The 16310-nt window shown below is 45.0% G+C and carries 15 protein-coding genes and 2 pseudogenes; 10 read left to right on the top strand and 7 right to left on the bottom strand.

The features are described from left to right. The first annotated feature begins 2 nt into the window (after nucleotides 1-2). Nucleotides 3-542, top strand: a complete 540-nt coding sequence (locus BVJ53_RS11590) for an NYN domain-containing protein (RefSeq protein ID WP_129302532.1) — start codon at nucleotides 3-5, stop codon at nucleotides 540-542. A 636-nt stretch (nucleotides 543-1178) separates the two neighbouring features. Then, nucleotides 1179-1322 carry a hypothetical protein gene (locus BVJ53_RS14990; RefSeq protein ID WP_158280581.1) on the top strand — a complete coding sequence of 48 codons (144 nt, stop codon included), beginning with the start codon at nucleotides 1179-1181 and terminating at the stop codon, nucleotides 1320-1322. Between the two features lie 266 nt (nucleotides 1323-1588). Here the strand turns inward: BVJ53_RS14990 and BVJ53_RS11585 are convergent, their stop codons facing one another. Then, on the bottom strand, nucleotides 1589-2254 hold the full coding sequence (locus tag BVJ53_RS11585; protein ID WP_129302531.1) for a TetR/AcrR family transcriptional regulator: 666 nt from the start codon (nucleotides 2252-2254) through the stop codon (nucleotides 1589-1591). 165 nt (nucleotides 2255-2419) lie between these two features. On the opposite strand from BVJ53_RS11585, the gene BVJ53_RS11580 reads away from it, so the two are divergent. After that, nucleotides 2420-3883 carry an MDR family MFS transporter gene (locus BVJ53_RS11580; RefSeq protein ID WP_129302530.1) on the top strand — a complete coding sequence of 488 codons (1464 nt, stop codon included), beginning with the start codon at nucleotides 2420-2422 and terminating at the stop codon, nucleotides 3881-3883. Between the two features lie 87 nt (nucleotides 3884-3970). On the opposite strand, the gene BVJ53_RS11575 is transcribed toward BVJ53_RS11580, so the two are convergent. Beyond that, nucleotides 3971-4390: a type II toxin-antitoxin system death-on-curing family toxin gene (locus BVJ53_RS11575; RefSeq protein ID WP_129302529.1), complete on the bottom strand. Its 420-nt coding sequence runs from the start codon at nucleotides 4388-4390 to the stop codon at nucleotides 3971-3973. A gap of 1 nt (nucleotide 4391) precedes the next feature. Further along, a complete protein-coding gene (locus BVJ53_RS11570) occupies nucleotides 4392-4646 on the bottom strand; it encodes an AbrB/MazE/SpoVT family DNA-binding domain-containing protein (RefSeq protein WP_129302528.1) in 255 nt (84 codons plus the stop codon). Nucleotides 4647-4839: 193 nt separating this feature from the next. On the opposite strand from BVJ53_RS11570, the pseudogene BVJ53_RS11565 reads away from it, so the two are divergent. The 5 genes and pseudogenes from BVJ53_RS11565 (at nucleotide 4840) to BVJ53_RS11545 (ending at nucleotide 9985) form a co-directional block, all read left to right on the top strand. Beyond that, nucleotides 4840-5894 (top strand): annotated as a pseudogene (locus BVJ53_RS11565) (LLM class flavin-dependent oxidoreductase). Beyond that, nucleotides 5891-6577 carry an NADPH-dependent F420 reductase gene (locus tag BVJ53_RS11560; protein WP_129302527.1) on the top strand — a complete coding sequence of 229 codons (687 nt, stop codon included), beginning with the start codon at nucleotides 5891-5893 and terminating at the stop codon, nucleotides 6575-6577. The pseudogene BVJ53_RS11565 and the gene BVJ53_RS11560 overlap by 4 nt, the downstream one beginning before the upstream one ends. A 196-nt stretch (nucleotides 6578-6773) precedes the next feature. After that, the gene (locus tag BVJ53_RS11555; RefSeq protein ID WP_129302526.1) at nucleotides 6774-7886 is read left to right on the top strand and encodes an ABC transporter permease; all 1113 of its coding nucleotides are present in this window, start codon (nucleotides 6774-6776) and stop codon (nucleotides 7884-7886) included. Further along, nucleotides 7879-9120, top strand: a complete 1242-nt coding sequence (locus BVJ53_RS11550) for a hypothetical protein (RefSeq protein WP_129302525.1) — start codon at nucleotides 7879-7881, stop codon at nucleotides 9118-9120. Before BVJ53_RS11555 ends, BVJ53_RS11550 begins: the two co-directional genes overlap by 8 nt. Then, nucleotides 9113-9985, top strand: coding sequence for an ATP-binding cassette domain-containing protein (locus BVJ53_RS11545; RefSeq protein ID WP_129302524.1), 873 nt, complete (start codon nucleotides 9113-9115; stop codon nucleotides 9983-9985). Before BVJ53_RS11550 ends, BVJ53_RS11545 begins: the two co-directional genes overlap by 8 nt. Nucleotides 9986-10251: 266 nt before the next feature. Here BVJ53_RS11545 and BVJ53_RS11540 read toward each other — a convergent pair whose 3' ends face one another. Together BVJ53_RS11540 and BVJ53_RS11535 are read right to left on the bottom strand one after the other, a co-directional pair. Next, nucleotides 10252-10749, bottom strand: a complete 498-nt coding sequence (locus BVJ53_RS11540) for a hypothetical protein (protein ID WP_129302523.1) — start codon at nucleotides 10747-10749, stop codon at nucleotides 10252-10254. A gap of 276 nt (nucleotides 10750-11025) precedes the next feature. Then, nucleotides 11026-11856 carry a metallophosphoesterase family protein gene (locus BVJ53_RS11535; RefSeq protein WP_129302522.1) on the bottom strand — a complete coding sequence of 277 codons (831 nt, stop codon included), beginning with the start codon at nucleotides 11854-11856 and terminating at the stop codon, nucleotides 11026-11028. A gap of 1122 nt (nucleotides 11857-12978) precedes the next feature. Here BVJ53_RS11535 and BVJ53_RS11530 point away from each other — a divergent pair. Continuing rightward, on the top strand, nucleotides 12979-13236 hold the full coding sequence (locus BVJ53_RS11530; RefSeq protein ID WP_129302521.1) for a hypothetical protein: 258 nt from the start codon (nucleotides 12979-12981) through the stop codon (nucleotides 13234-13236). Nucleotides 13237-13250: 14 nt separating this feature from the next. After that, nucleotides 13251-13442, top strand: a complete 192-nt coding sequence (locus BVJ53_RS11525; RefSeq protein WP_129302520.1) for a Blp family class II bacteriocin — start codon at nucleotides 13251-13253, stop codon at nucleotides 13440-13442. A 431-nt stretch (nucleotides 13443-13873) separates the two neighbouring features. Here the strand turns inward: BVJ53_RS11525 and BVJ53_RS11520 are convergent, their stop codons facing one another. Continuing rightward, nucleotides 13874-14851 (bottom strand): polyprenyl synthetase family protein, encoded by a 978-nt coding sequence (locus tag BVJ53_RS11520; protein ID WP_167470198.1) that lies wholly within the window; start codon nucleotides 14849-14851, stop codon nucleotides 13874-13876. 176 nt (nucleotides 14852-15027) lie between these two features. Next, nucleotides 15028-16208, bottom strand: a pseudogene (locus BVJ53_RS15355) (RNA-guided endonuclease InsQ/TnpB family protein). Between the last annotated feature and the right edge of the window lie 102 nt (nucleotides 16209-16310).

Here is a 16310-nt window from a genome sequence, read left to right as displayed (position 1 = left end):
TCATGCGCGAACACATTATGATTATTGACGGATATAACGTCATTGGCAACTGGCCGGAATTAGCCAAGTTAAAAGCGGAAGATCATTTCGATGTTGCCCGCGATCGGCTTTTAGATATCCTGGCAGAATACCGCAGCCACGAAAATGCCAAAATCATTGTTGTTTTCGATGCCATGTATGTGCCTGGTATCGGCAAAAGCTATGCCAAGTGGGATCTACAAGTGATTTTCACAAAGGAAGACGAAACGGCAGATAGTTACATTGAACGTTTAGCGCAGGAAATGAACTCACCGCTCGTACAGCTCGTGGTCGTCACCAGCGATCAGGCAGAACAGTGGACTGTGTTCTCCCGCGGCGCGCTCCGCCTCAGTTCACGCGATTTTCTCAAAGAGGTCCAGCGCTCCGACCGTGAATTCAACCACGACACGGCTAACTATGCTTCGCATCTTGCCCGCCGCAACAGTCCATGGAATAATGACCAGTTATTTTTGTTAGATAAAATGCGGCGACATTTGGAGCGGCGGCCAAAGCCGAAGGAGTAGTCTATTTTGTAGATCTATTTTGGAGTGAGCAATTTATATAAAAGCATGAGGAAATTTGAGGGCAGTCTAGGTTGACGTCCGAAAGGTTTTCTCTTTTGCTAACAAGCCTGCCAGCCCTGATTGAGTGCTGGGCAGGCTTTTTTGCGCTCAAAATAAGCGAATAAGGTTATATAGATGATGCAGTTTAGCCAATAACGACAGGAGAGGTCACATGGTTTATCGCAAAAAAGACCGTTCAACGTTTATTTGCATCGCTAGGAGAGGCACTAGGGAGGCCTCTCAACCCCGACGATCGCTGGGTTAGCTTAGTGGCAACAATTCCATAGACAGAAATAGAAGCGGTGTACCAGTCATTCTTCGTTTCCAAGTTGGGCCGCGCTGCCAAGCTTTTTATACGGCACACAGCTGATCAAACAAAAGTGCGGCTGGTCAGATGTCCAACTGGTTGAAATGATTAGCGGTACGCCAGCGCTCTAGCACTTTGTCGGGGTTGATACCTATCAAGCTAAGCTGCCGTTTGAGCCATCGACGTTAACCAAGTTCCGCAAGCGAATCGCACCGATTTCGGAACTGTTTCGGCAAATTACCACCGATCATATCCGCGAACGGTTGGTGGCCCATGGTGTTGATGTCAGCTTGTTAATCATTGATGCAACCGCGGTTCCAGTTAACATTAAGCTTCCGCAAGACACTCATCTGCTCAATCAAAGCCAGCTCAATCTTGAAGCCATGATTGATGATATGCGAAAACAGTTGAAAGTCGCGCCACCACGGGCTTAGTTTGGTGAAGGTAAAACGCACTGAATGCATTGCCGTTACCATCGATTTTGCTTTAGTGATGCCAATCTTGATCTACTACTGGATCTTCTTGGTGTACCAATTTTAATCGGTATTCGTTATGGTCGCCAAATCATCTTTATTTCGTACTAAATGATGGGATCCGAGTCAAAGATGGCCAGCTAGTTCAGCAGCCACTAATTAAATGGACTAAAAGAAGAGTTACTTGCAGACAATTTTGCTTTTGTGTGGCATCAAATTAAATGTATTTATCTAGCTTCTCTATCCTCAGCCTTTAAAAATGGCCGATACACTGGCATCAAGATGTCAGATAGAATGTGGTCGAGGCGCGGACGATCTATCGTTGTATCGTCCGTTGCATAGAAGGCATCCATTAGGACCAATGCCGGGAGGTCGTAAAGGACCTCGTCAAAGTGCGTGAGATCGACTTCACCTCGCTCAGAGGCATGTTCGAAAAATGTCCGCACCATTTGACTGAGAAAGTTCTTACGCGCAAATTTATCGAAATAATCACGCATCGAGATTCCACCCAACCGTTCACGCATGAGCCCGATGATATTGGCGTAGTGCATGCTAGTTAGTAGCGTGCAAATCCAATCGAACAAGGTTCGTAGATCGCCTTCCAGAGAGCCGGTATTCGGAGTTTGTCTCATTTTCATGGCTAGGTCAGTAGTTTGGGTGCGCAAAGCGGCCAGCACAATATCGGCCTTCGAGTCCCAACGCCGGTAAAGAACGCTTTTGTTTGTATGGGCGCGCTTAGCGATCATATCCATTGTGATTTCCTCATATTTTGTTTGTTCGATTAAATTAAGGGTTGAGGCAAGAATATCAGCTTCCAGTTCTTTTCCCCGCCGGCGGTGCTGGGTGGTAGACGCTTTTGATGCACTCTGCTGATTATGAGAGGTGTTTGCCATGAGATGACTTCCTTTCGGACGAAGTTGTTGCTACTAAGCAGCATAACATGAATTTTTTTTAAAGGGACAGTTGACAGTCCGCGTCAAAGGATATAAAGTACTTGAGTACCTAATATTAGAGACTAAAGTACCTTAAAAGTCTAACTTATCATTGGAGGCGTTACAATGGCAACTAACAAAAAAGAGAGCGCGCTACCACGGGCGATCGTTAATCAGGCATGGATCATCGTTCTGGGCGCGATTGCACCCATGCTGGATTCAACAATGGTCAACATTGCCCTCAATAAATTATCTTCAGATTTCAATGAATCCTTAAGTACCGTTCAATGGGTGATCACAGGCTACTTACTGGCGATGGTCGTGGCAGTGCCCTTTACCGGCTGGCTGAATGACAAGATTGGTGGTAAAAAGGTTTTCTTGATTGCCGAAGTGTTGTTCGGATTGTCTTCACTGGTGGCCGCTATGTCTGGCAATGTCACCATGCTGATTAGTATTCGGTTTGTTCAAGGATTTAGTGCTGGTTTGATTACACCGTTGTTGACAACACTGTTAGTTGATGTGGCGGGGGTCGGATCGATGGGACGGATTATGGCCATTGTTGGATTGCCCATCATGCTGGGTCCGATCTTTGGCCCTGTGATTGGGGGCGTAATTGTCCAGTATCTATCATGGCGCTGGATCTTTTTCGTTAATGTTCCCGTTGTTGTAATCGCCACAATTCTCATTTGGGTGAAGTTACCAGCAATTGCTCCCAAGAATCCGACAGCCAAGTTTGACTGGACAGGCGTGGGTTTACTGGCTGGAGGTTCAGCGGCAATTGTCTACGGCATTGTTAAAGCTAGTTCGAAAGCCAGTTTTAACAATAGTACGACTTTAGGCTATGTTGGCGTGGGAATTGCCTTGCTGGTTGTTTATGCGATTTACGCCATTTTCCGTAAGAGTCGGGCAGTGGTACCGTTATTTCTGTTTAAACGGCGCAACTTTACTGGTTCAATGATCGGACTAGTATTGGCAGGGATTGTGAATAACGGACCAATGCTATTACTGCCACTGTTTTTCCAAAATCTACGTGGTCAAAGTGTTGCTGAAGCAGGGTTATCCCTTATTCCACAAGGAATCGGGATGCTGATCGCCCGGCCAATCATTGGCCGCTTTGTTGATCGAATTGGGGCGCGATGGGTTCTGATTGTTGGCTTGTTAGTGACCCTAATCGGAACCGTGCCGTTCGTGTCCTTTGATCAGCACACTAACTTCTGGTTGCTGATGGGCGTTTTATTTGTCCGGGGAATCGGAGCCGGGGCCATTATCAGTCCGCTCATGACCGATTCGTTTGTCGGCCAAGACCCCAAGTGGTCCGGTCAAATTTCAATTGCGGGGCGGATTACACAAAATATCGGTGGTGCGTTTGGTTCAGCATTGATGGCAACGGTTGCGTCGGCGTACCTCACTAACCACAAGCATGAACTGATGACTAATCATTTGACAGCTGTGGCGCACGCCTACCAGCGGGGATTTATCTGGGTGGTGGCCTGCACCGCAATCGTGATTATTCCAGCTTTCTTGTTGACTAACAAGCTTCGTCACCAGTCGGACAAGGAAGTTGTGCCGGAACCAACAACTGAAAAGTAAAACAATCTAAGATTAGTTCTTTGAAATCAGTAAAATGAAGGCTTGTTGCCGACACATCGGTTTAATTATGACTAGCCGTTGAAATAGCTAAGCGGATGGGCGTGGTGCCGAACTGATATGCTTATCAAAAAAGTTTGTCACTTTTTCCCACAAAGCTTTTGACTCGCCCTCTGTTTTTGCGATCTCAATGGCTAATTGGGCAAATTGTAGTTGGAATTCCTTGCTAGAAGGTAGGTGGCAATTGTTTTTGTCCAAAAACAGGAAAGCTGCCGTATAAGCAGTGCGCTTGTTTGCATCATTGAATACATGCTTTTTGATTAACTTTATAAAATAGAAGGCGGTAAGCTTTTCCGCCGTGTCGTAAAGCACACTTCCAAAGACTTCTTGCTTTGCTGACTTTACGATATAGTCTAAAGCTTCTGCATCTCTCACACTAGGTTGTTGATGCTGGTCAATTTGGGTAATTGCATTGATTGAAATCATTTCGTCCTGCGTTAAATATTCCATATTACTTGTCCTTCAAGTAATCTAGGCCGATCTTGTATTGCTTCTGCAGGCGGCGAATCGTCTTGATCAACTTTTCTTCGCTTGCATCGTCCTTTTCATGAATGATATGCACGGTTAAATCGCCATCCGGTTGCATACTGAATTCTAGCTGGGTATTTTTCTTGATGCCACTACGTCGACGTATCTCTGAGGGGATGGTGACCTGTCCCTTGCTAGAGACGGTCGCGCGAACCGATTCACGTTTTGATGCTCGCATCTTAATGTCCTCCTTACTTATTCCTTACACTAGAAAGCTTAACATATTGTAAGAAAAATGTAAGACCTCAGATTTAATTTCCCAAGTAGCCATTTTAATAAAAGCGCAAAAGTTTGCCATTCAGGCCAAAAAAGTCTATATTAATGTCATTAACTTACAAAAAGTAAGCAACATCGCATAGGAGGCATTCTCGATGGTAGACATTAAACATTTACAATTCGGACTTGAAACTTTTGGTGACATCGTGGCAAATGAAGACGGCAGCTTGAAAACCGCCGCTGCATCGATTCGGCAGATTGTGCGCGAAGGACAGTTGGCCGATGAACTGGGCTTGATGTCTTTGGTGTTGGCGAACATCACCGGCCGGACTATAGTGTTTCGAGTCCGGAAACGGTTTTGGCGGCGATTTCGACGGTGACTAAGCAGATTAAATTGGCAACGGCGGTCACGGTGCTTAGTTCTGATGATCCTGTGCGGGTTTATGAGCGTTTTGCCACCCTTGATGCGCTGTCTCATGGGCGGGCGCAGGTCATGTTGGGTCGCGGATCGTTCACCGAATCTTTTCCCTTATTCGGCTATGACCTGACCGATTATGACGACTTATTCAATGAGAAACTCGGCCTGTACGATGCTCTGCGCAATGAAAAGGCAGTGACTTGGTCCGGCAAGTTCCGTGCGGCTTTGAAAAATCAGGAAGTCTATCCGAAGACCGAAAACGGGAAGCTTGAGACCTATATCGGCATCGGCGGCTCGCCGGAATCAGTGATTCGCGCTGTCAATGTCGGTTACAAAGTCATCATCGCGATCATCGGTGGGCAAGCCAGCCGATTTAAGCCGTTTATTGAGTTGTATCATGCTGCGGCTAAAGAGCTCGGCAAACCGGAATTCCCGATTGCCGTGCACTCTCATGGGTTCATTGCCGATGACGAAAACGAAGCCATTGAAGTTGCCTTTAAAAATATTAAAGCCAATTTTGATCGCATCGGTTTGACCCGTGGCTGGGCGCCGATGAGCCGTGAACAGTTTGACGGCGAAACCAAGGTCGGATCGTTTTACGTCGGCAATCCCGAAACCGTGGCGCGGCGCATGGCGGAAACGATTGATTTACTTGATCTCGGCCGCTTCGACCTTGTTTACGGTGCCGGCAACCAAACTGCGGCTCAGCGCGAGCATATGATTGAGCTATATGGCACCAAAGTCATTCCGCGTGTCAAAGAAATTCTGGCAGAAAAGGCGGCGGTGAAATAATGGCCATTCAGCGAGTGGGTATTCTTGGTGCGGGCAAAGTCGGCATTGTCCTTGCCGGTCTAGCGTTGGACGCTGGCTACACAGTCCGGATTTCCGGCTCAGGTTCCGTCCAAAAAATCGCGCTAACCATCAAAACCATGGTGCCAGGCACGATTGCATCCGAAAATGCGGATGTTGCGGCCAACAGTGATCTCATCATACTGGCCATTCCGCTTAGTCGGTACAAAAACATTGATGCCAACCTGCTCAAAGGCAAGTTGGTTATTGATGCCATGAACTACTGGTGGGAAACAGATGGCATTCGCGAAGAAGTCTTAGACCCCGACACGACTTCCAGCGAGCAGGTACAGGCCTATTTCAAAGACGCCAAAATCGTCAAAACCTTCAATCACATGGGCTATCACAACTTGCAAGAAGAGGCACGGCGAAAAGGTGACTCGAAGCGGAAGGCACTCTTCGTCACCGGCAACGATTCTGCGGCGGTTGAGACAGTGGCAAACTTTGTCAATAGCATGGGCTTTGACACAGTTGTGCATCACAACCTGGCAGACGGCATCATGACTGAACCGGGAAGTCCGCTATTTGGTGCAAGTTTACGTTATGCTGAGCTAAAGGACGTCATCGATCACTTCGATCGGACCGAGTTTGGCAGGCAGATTGCGGCGAAGGTTCACAGTCGGTAAAGCGTGACAGCGATTTTTGAATAAAAGGCAAGGCGTTGCGGTCTTCTTGGAGGGCGCGGTGCCTTGTTTTTTTGTTATCCACATTGAGAAACGTCTCATTTCGGTGTAATATTTTTCTCATCATAGTTTCTTGTTCAGGGATCGGCAAGTTCAACCTTTTCATAGACACAAAGAGTAAGCAAAGGAGAATTCCAAAATGAGACAACTCAATACATTTTTTCAACGGCAAGTCGCGTTTAATCAAAAAAATATAGTTGCCGAAATTTTTATGGCCCTTCTCGTCGTTGGCTCGTTCTTTGTGATCAAGATTCAAAAGATTGCTGATTTAAAGGTTGAGACGTTTAGGATTCAACAGTCGGTTCAATCAAGTTATTTACGTTACGATGCTCGCACCTATTCAAAAACAAGCAGCGAAGGGAAAATGCTGCAAGCATTGAATCGGCAGCTTTCGGGGACGGGGAAAATCAATAGTGGATTGTTGTTGCAGGATGATCCAACAATTCTCAATGGTCAAGTTGAACTTGCACAAGCACAGTTAAAAAGCTACGCACTGAACTTTGCTGGCGCTCATGGACTTTTAATACCGACGAAAGAATCGGTGATCGGCAATCTTGCTGTTGCGCGGAAATTACAAACAGACAATGGTTCTCCCAGAATCAGCATAAAAACTGCCGCGGATTACGGGACAATATTATTTCAGGTAATAGCAATTTGTGCACCTTTTCTAATCATTTACTTGGTAGGGGACTCGTGGTTGATAGAACTTGAACATACAAGTGTTTTAAAGAATATGCCTGTCAGCTTTTTTGACAAGCTCGTGGCGCATGTAAAAGCATCATTTCAGTTAGCCGGCTGTTTGTTTCTTGGCTTGCCTGCAATGGCATTGCTGTTACTGGGATTAGTGGTAGGGTTCGGGAATTGGAGTTATCCAACGGCTTTTAATTTGATGAATAAGATCACTACTGTTCCGTTTTGGCTGGCTGCGTTGTTAATTGTAGTGTATTGCTTGACGCTGACGATCTTTTTTTCACTTGTCGCGATTTGGTTAAATAAGCTTACTGGCAACTTTTATGCGACGGTTCTTTCTATCGCAACGATATTGGTTTTGGTAACGTTTAGTCGTAGTCTTCCGTCTTTCCTTTATTTGACGCCAATACCTTATCTAAATGTGATGAATATCTATTCAGGACGATTTTTGCTGAACAACCATTTGCCTATTGGATGGCTGACAGGCATCGGTGTGTTACTGATCTGGACGTTGGCAATTTGGTTGATACTTTCAAGGCAAGGGAGTGCGAGAAATGAGTAGGAATAAGTCATACTTAGCTTTTCAACTCAAACAGAACTTCCTTGGCAAGAAGAATTGGGGCGTTTGTTTAATCTTTTTGGTTTGGAGTTTTTGGTTTTGCTATCAATACCTGCCGACACATGGGCCTTTAGAAAACTTTTCAAGACAGGAAACAACCGACAAACTGTTAAAAAACGAAAAGTTCATGAAGACATTTAAACCAGCATTTCCTAACTACCCGACAATTGCTAATGCAGGCAAATACGTTCCCCAGTTCATCGCAAGTGAGCGTGCGCAACTAACGGCTGCTAAGAAAGGAAGATATAAGCAAGTTGCGGAGTCTATGAATAGCGAACTCTTGCTAACCGATCGTCTGGCTCTTCAAGGCCAGCCGTGGATTAGTTATCCCTTACAGTATTACAGTGATCCAAATGTAATGCGAGATGCGGGATCAGGTAATCAAAATCGAAACGGCCATTACTGGAATTTAGAGGCGCGAACCCAGTTGAGCAAATATACGCACATGGCGAACAGCAAAATAAGTGCCGCGGTTATTAATCAACAAACAGCCTTACAAAAGCTTGAGCGTGCCTTCTTTTATGGTTTGGCAATGGCATTGCTGATTGTGACTGCGATCATTAGCACTGACCTGGTAACAAGAGATAGGCAAAAGCAGTCCGTATTAAAAAACCTGCCCCTTACTTCATGGGAAAAGATTAATGTTAAATCCTTGTCAGCTTTACTAATGAGTGGGGGATTATTGTTCTTGTTTTTAGTGATTTTGCTACCGTTTAACATTTTGAGATTCGGCTTAGGGAGTTTCGCATTACCCATAGCCGTATACGAAGGCATTTCTTTTACAACTGTTTCACTTGGACAGTTTTTGTTGGAAGCCTTTGCTCTTACGCTGTTAGCCATGTGGGTCATTATTCGTCTTCAGATTCTATTGCAGATGCTTTTAAAAAGCGAATTTGCCAGCCTTGCCATAATGATGTTTTTACTTGTTAGCGAACGCTTTTACTTCTTACCCGGGCTGGTGTCGATAAAGAGTTGGACACTATACTTACTGCCAAGTTACTTCAATATCGGGCAGCTTATTGTTGGTTTTCAGAATTTCAGGTATGAGACGACGAAAATGACTTTTGGGCTCGGACTCATGCTGTTTGCGGTTCTTTTAATGACAGTCGAAATTGCCATATACTGTCTGGCACATCAACACGGTAGAAGAAAGATGGAGTTGTCATATCATGATTAAGCTAAAAGATGTTGAATTGTCTTTTCCAAATAAGAAGCATGTCTTAAATGACGTGAGCCTCGATTTAGATCAAAAAGAAGTCGTTGGGCTTGTTGCACCTAATGGGACTGGGAAAACCACGCTTCTAAATGTGATCATGAACAATCTAAAACCTGATCATGGCTTTGTGGAAATCGATGGGCTCCGGTATGAAAGCAATCGCAGAATAAAAGAAATCCATCAAAGAATCTGTGCGTTTCCGCTTGAAAATGAGCTTTTTGGCGAACTAAGCGGATATGAGCATTTGAAGTTGTACAAAAACATGTGGCAAAGCCAGGTTGAGATTACCAAGCTGGTCAATATCTTAAAGATGGGCACCTATATTTCGCAAAGAGTCGATACTTATTCGCTTGGCATGGAACAACGACTGTGCTTTGCTATGGTGGTTGCTTCGGATACACCAATCATGTTGCTTGATGAAGCCATGAACGGCCTCGACCCGGAAAACGTTGCCCTGATATCTGGTCAAATTCAGGAACTGCGAGACAGCGGCAAACTAGTGATCATGGTTTCGCATTTACTCGATAACTTGCAGAGTCTCGCCGATCGTGTACTTTTTCTCCGAGAAGGGAAGATTGCCCAGGATTTAAATATGCATGAGCGCCGGGATAACTTTTTAAAAATGCATGCAGCACCAAGTCTACTATCAAAGCTTCATGCGGATGCTGTTTTAGATGTTTTTCAGGGTCAGGCTCTAATTGATCTCAAAAAGATGGATGATGCAGCGCAACGGTCATTTGTTTTGGAGCTTATGGCGAATAACATTTCTTACAGAATTGAACCGCTTTCGTTGGCAGACGAGTTCAGGCTGACTTTCCATCGTTAGTCGCTCGAACAATCAATGAGTCTAATTTACAAACGCATCAGTATACGGGTATAGTGTGTTCACTTGATTTGTGCAGTTTTAGATAGCAAGCAAAAAATAGGGTGTCTGTGTAGCATTACCGCCAACTCAAAAAGACAACCAGTTTTCTTGGCCGGTTGTCTTAGGTTGAATCTGCAAGTACTCGCTAATTCGGCAATTCAACTCACATCGCTACTTGCGAAAGAAGTGGCTTCTAGAGAGAATATTGGGATACTCTGAACAGAGGACTATTGAACTGTAAATTTTTCACCCCACGTGGCACTGTTGTTACCATTGTCAAAAGTCGTGTTGTATTGAATTTGCAGTCCTTTTTTCCGAGAGATGGCAGCGTTAATGGCATCGCGAAAGTTACTAAACTGTGTGTTTGTTTTGATCAATGCCGTGGCTGCCAAAACACCAGCGTATTTATTAAGCGCTCCAAATACTGTGGCAAAAGCGGTGCGGGCATTTGCCTGTGTGTTTGATGCGGCTTTGACAGCACCCATTTGAGCGGCCGAGTAATAAACGTAAACGGTATCGTTACCCAAACCGTATGGGGTGATGTCTCGTTTAGCCGGTGTAGGGTATGATGCAGCTTGGACAGTATCAGACGCTTCGTTGTTGAAGGCCTGAAAGATAAATGACCCAGGTGTTGTTAGACCGACAGCAATTGCCAACGTAAGAGGGAAAATAACGTAATTGACAATTTTTTTGCCGATCGTTAAATGCTCTTTATTTTTTGGCATTGTGCTTATCTTCCACATTAAAAACTAGGTGACAGACATCTAGAATTCGAATTCGTGAGTTTATGGTAAAGCGGTTTCAACGGAGCGTCAACTATATTGTTCAAAAATTTATCGCGAAAAATCGAAAATAAACTTAAGTAATTTAACCTTTATGGTTAATTTAATTAAAAATACGACATTGTTTATTGCTTTAACAAACAAAAAAGCAACCGCTTGATTGCGATTGTTTTGGACGCTAACATAAACGGCTCGAATGGCATCTTGGTTTGATAGGTATTAAACCCAAAAAAGTACTGGAGCAGCCGGTGTGCCAATGCTAGGCACTGAATCCATTGATGTAATTGGCGCTCTGCGAAGATGCCATTCACATGTACGTTGAAATTCTTGAGAGAGGTTGTAGGGAACTCTTCTGAACACTGGATTGATGGTGCCAGCGTCAGTTATCTCAAGTAAAAGATATTCAGCGCGTTTTTCTTTGTATCGACGTGTCGGTTTGTCAAATGGAAGTCCGATTGAAGCAGGGTTTAGGACTAGCCGTTCATCAGCCTTTTGATAGTCGAACAATTTATCAGTTTGAAGAGGCATGCTCAAATCAACGTAGCGCAGCAAGGGATGGTGAATATGTGCATAAACAGCCACATCAAGTTGTTGTCGCGAACCAGTGAACAGTGTGCTTAAAGCGGTATTGTCTGCGCGTACCGATAATGTATCACCGTTGTTGTTATTAACGAGATGATGAGAAAGACCGATATGTACCCCATTGATGGTTACCTCTTGGTGAAGCGGCCATTTGGAAAATATTTCGCAAACTTGTTGCGGATTATCAAGGCCATCTAAGACATACTTTTCAACTGCTTGCTGCGCTGGTGATAAATGCCCTTCTCCTACCAATGCTTGGATCAAGAAATCTTCCCAATTGCCCCTGATTCTTATGCTAGGATTGATCGCTGCCAACTTTTCCCAAACAGATTGAACGTCTGGACCGGGGCCAAGAAGATCGCCCAGAAACCAATAGTGTTCTGCTCCAAGTGAATTAGCATCTGCATAAGCGGCTTGTAGCGCATTTAAATTACCGTGAATATCTGAGAAAACAGCAATTTTAGTCATTATGATCACATTCCCGTCTTATCGTGAAGTTCAAAAGCCTTGTCATAACTGTGCTACTTCGAATACAAAAAGACAAGGTGATTGTGACTATTTTAGATGCGACGAGCTCAAACTGAATTTAAGAGTTGGTGGGGATACTGATGCATGCGAACCACTATGATTTTGATCATCATCGTGGGATCGACTCATGAGCACGCAACAGCAAAGCAGTTCAAAGTGAAAAGATGACTGTTTTTTCAGGAACTTGTTCGAGATAATCATCATTTGTGATATAGGTTTGATAAAAGGTGCCACTAGAGCATTGATCTAAACAAGACATGTCCAATAAGACTTGCCTGACTGTTAACCATGTCCCCTAAGTTTCACTGTTATTGCCTTTTTTAAAGTTGTGTTGTATTGAAGTTTTCGTCGTTTATTCTGAGTAATCAGAGTGGTACGTGTGTCTTTAAAACGCTTGAAATGGCTATCCAAATTAGTTCCCAAGGTTCTCACTCGAGAATCGGAGCAGTAAAGGCAAACAGTATATTTGCTAAGTCAGATTGTGTGATGTTAAGCTCTGTTGATAATGATAAGATTTGAAACGACTCGGTTGAGGTTGATTTCATCGTTGGTAAAAAACATGGTAAATAAACGACCAGGTATAGAAAGGCCAACACTGATGCCAAAATAAGAGTGAAGGTGGCATGGCCGAGGACTTTTGTGCTGATGGGAAAGAACTTATTATTTTTTTAATAGTATTTACCTGCTATCGTAATAAGACAGCCGACTTATACGTGGCATATTTAGAATTGCCTTAATTATATAAGTTCATACTTTTTTAAATGTCTATGATGGTCAACTCCTTTATGCTGTAAGCGCAAACGGCTTTGATGATATATGCTAAGATGTGCTCACAAGTACTAGGACTTCGATTCTTTCATCATTACATTGGCATAAAAATAAGCCCCACAATTGAATAACGTGCGTTTTACAGCGAATATACAACGTTAATCTTTTGTTTGTTCGTTTCAGGATTTTTCGTAGTATTTTAATTACAGGGAAGCTAGCATCCTGATTAAAGAGAACTTTGATCTACAGTTTCTTGTTTTGTTATACTTTGTCAGTCGAAAAGAAGAAAATCTTATGGATAATTTACAAAATCTTAAGAAGCAAGAAATGTCACAAGTCCAAGGCGGATATGGTACCGGAGATTGTCTTGCAACGATCGCAGGCACTACTATCTCTGGCGCACAGACTGGAGCTGCTGCTGGTGGATCAGCAACCGTTGTAACAGGTCCCTTTGCGGGGGTTGGTGCCCTTGCCGGGGGTGTTGCGGGCGGTACTTTAGGTATTACTGCCGGGGGCATTGCATGTTTAGTTGGACTTTCACTAGGCCACTAGGAAAGGAGAAAAGTATGAAAACATTTGAAAAGTGCTCGAATGAAAGCTTATCAAAGATTACGGGTGGTAAGGGAATTGATTGGGGCAAAGCTGCTGCGGCAGGAGTAGGATGTGGTCTCATAACGTGGTGGACTGGTGGCGGTGCAGTTATGGGCGGCTTGGGATGTTTAGTGAAGCAAGCTGTGTCTGATGCGGTTGCAGGCTAGTGAGTTTACCCTTACCCGCTAGAATTGTACTTTTCACCTTAATTATGGTGGTCGTGTTTACAATTCTCGGAATGGTTGACGCAGCGTGGTTAAAGCACCGCGGGCGTCCGGGGATGATCAAACAACGAAGGCTCAATCTTATTTGCCTTGCAATCCTTTGTATCATAACCGGCATCGGTCAAATCTTAGGTCTGTGGCCTTATATGGTCCCATGAAAAAAGCTGTTAGTCGCTTAAGCTTAGCTAGCTGAACGAAATCCCATCTGATAGCCTGCCTTTGCGTTACCAATTGACTATCGTTCTATCAGGTTACAATCGTTACTAGTAGGTTGATCAAAGCTTCAAACCAAAACCCACAGCGTTTCCTCGTCTGCCAATTGGCGGGCGAGCAAGCGCTGTGGGTCTTCTGTTCTTACATTTAGTTAAACATGCCTAAGCCTTCCGCATCAACAAACTCCCCGTCAACCGAATCAAATCATCCCGCGCCGACCCAGCAGGCAACTTCTTTAAACCGGCGATGGCCTGATCGGTATGTTGCCGCGCCATGGCATAGGCTTGCTTGACGCCTTCGTGTTGGATCACCAACTCACGGAGCTTGTCCATTTCCGCATCGGTGATTTGCTCTTTTTTTGCAAGCAACGGCAAAAAGGCTTGGCGATCGCGCTGCATAGCTAGAATCAACGGAGCGGAATAGACACCGCTGCGGACGTCCTCGCAGACTGGTTTACCAAGGGTGTCGCCACTGCTCGTGTAGTCGAGGATGTCATCGAGCAATTGAAAGGCAATGCCGATGTCCATGCCGATTTTTTCAGCGGTTTTGGCGAAGTTGGTGCTGCTGCCGCTTTCGTAAGCACCGACGAAGCAGCTTAAAGCGAAAAGCTGGCCGGTTTTGCCGGATACCTGTTTGAGGTAATCGTCGATGGTGATGTCAGTTTGGTAGCGGGTGGCCATTTGATCCAGTTCGCCTTTGAGGATTTTCTCCATGCTGCCGCTATCCTGTTGAATACTGCGGAGGCTGGAGGCGTAATGTGCCAGCAGTTTGAAGCAGACGACAAAGAGATAGTCGCCGGCATAAACCGCGGTGTCCGGACCAAATTGCTTTTGAATCGTGACTTGATTGCGGCGGGTGGGGGACTTGTCGATGATGTCATCGTGAATGAGTGTCGCCGTGTGCAGAGTCTCAATGGCAGCTGCCAAGGCGATCATTTTTTCCCGATCCGTGTCCTGAAAACGCGAAAAGAGCAGACAGTAGGCGGGGCGCAACAGTTTGCCGCCGCCGTTGATCATCTCCAGGATAGCTTCAGCCACGGGCGTATTGTTGGTGGTAATCTGTTTTTCAATTAACGTTAGTGCTGAAGATAGTTCAGGCGCCAACGTCGGGTATTCATGCCACATGGGATGAATTTTCATGGTGTCGCTGCTATATAAAACGTGGAAGAATGTCTCTTTGACACCAATAAAGGTTTTATATATTTCCTTTCTTGATTGACAATCTTACATTTCATTTAGTCCCGTCAACAACGGTATTCCCACTCTGAAATAATTCAGCATGACAGTGACCGCCTCCTGAACTTTAAGGGTATAGCCTACCCCGTAACCTTCGATTTCGCATAAGCCACAAGATTTTCAACGGCATTTTCGTCTCGCCGCAACTTCACGCCACATTGATAACAATGATAGTCATCGTGACCCGTACGATGTTTCAAGTTGCCACTCAGCGTGATGCGTTCATCCGCGGTTTTCACATAACCGCATCGTGAACAACGCTGAGTACTAGGGTAAAACCGATCCGCCAGCACTAACGTATTCCCATACCAGTCAGCCTTGTACTGCATGATCACTTTAAACTTGCCAAACAGTGATCGATGCAGGTTCTTGGCGAGACGTTTATTCATGCGCATGTGGCGATTATCCAGATCCTCAATCCCAATTAGGTCATAATCAGTGACGAGCATCGTCGTAAACTTTTGCAGCAAATCCGTTTGAATCCGTTCAACTCGTTGGTATTGACGCTTCAACTTGGTTCTCGTTGTGCGATAAGCCGCGGAGTTAAAATGCTTGGGATTTACTTTCCGTTTGCGGGCTAATTGGCGCTGATAATGAGCAATGCGGGCGTAAAGTGGTGGCAGACGTTCAGGCAAGGTGGGTTGAGTGGCATAGCCGGTTGACGTTTGATAGTCAAACTTGCCGATATTGGCATCAACCCCAGTGACAGTTAGAACTGGTCGCTTTTCAACGGAAGCCTGAACCTCAATTGAAAAGGAGGCATAGTAACCGTCAGCGTCTTGAACGACACATACCTGTTTAAGCTGACCTTGCCAGCGCGGTTGCTCAGCCAGTTTGATGTCATACCAGGCACCAGCACCATGAGGTTTATCTAAACGTAACTTGCCATTCACAAGTTGTGCCCGATCCGTCTTGAAAGTTTTGCGGGATCGTTTCTTAGATTTCCAGTTGGGCTTATCGTGATCTGGCATCTTTGGATTGAAGTAGTTCTTCCATGCCTTACCTAGATCCTTTACAGCAAGCTGCAAAACTCGGGCTGACTGTTCGTACTGCCAATCGGCTTTGTTCCAGACCAGTTCGTCCCGCACTTGCGTTCATTAGGACGCAACGTTTTATCGGCCATCACTAGGGACGCATCGTACATGGCATTCCAAGTTTCGAGGGCTTGATTCCAGCAAAACCGGCGATAGTTAAACAACCGCTCCAGTTCACGCCGCATGGTTGCATTGGGATAGAGTTTAATCTTATGCATTTTAATCAAAAGTTGTCACCTCCTCTCAATTAGCTGGTTAAACGCCACTTGAGAGGAAGCTCAGAGTAAGCCATTCAACCCAAGGCTAGCTAGCGGAACTTTGGTAAGAAC

Origin of the sequence: Lacticaseibacillus chiayiensis, assembly GCF_004123795.1 — a bacterium.
Taxonomy (GTDB): Bacteria; Bacillota; Bacilli; order Lactobacillales; family Lactobacillaceae; genus Lacticaseibacillus; species Lacticaseibacillus chiayiensis.
This window is presented reverse-complemented; position numbering and strand designations above follow the sequence as displayed.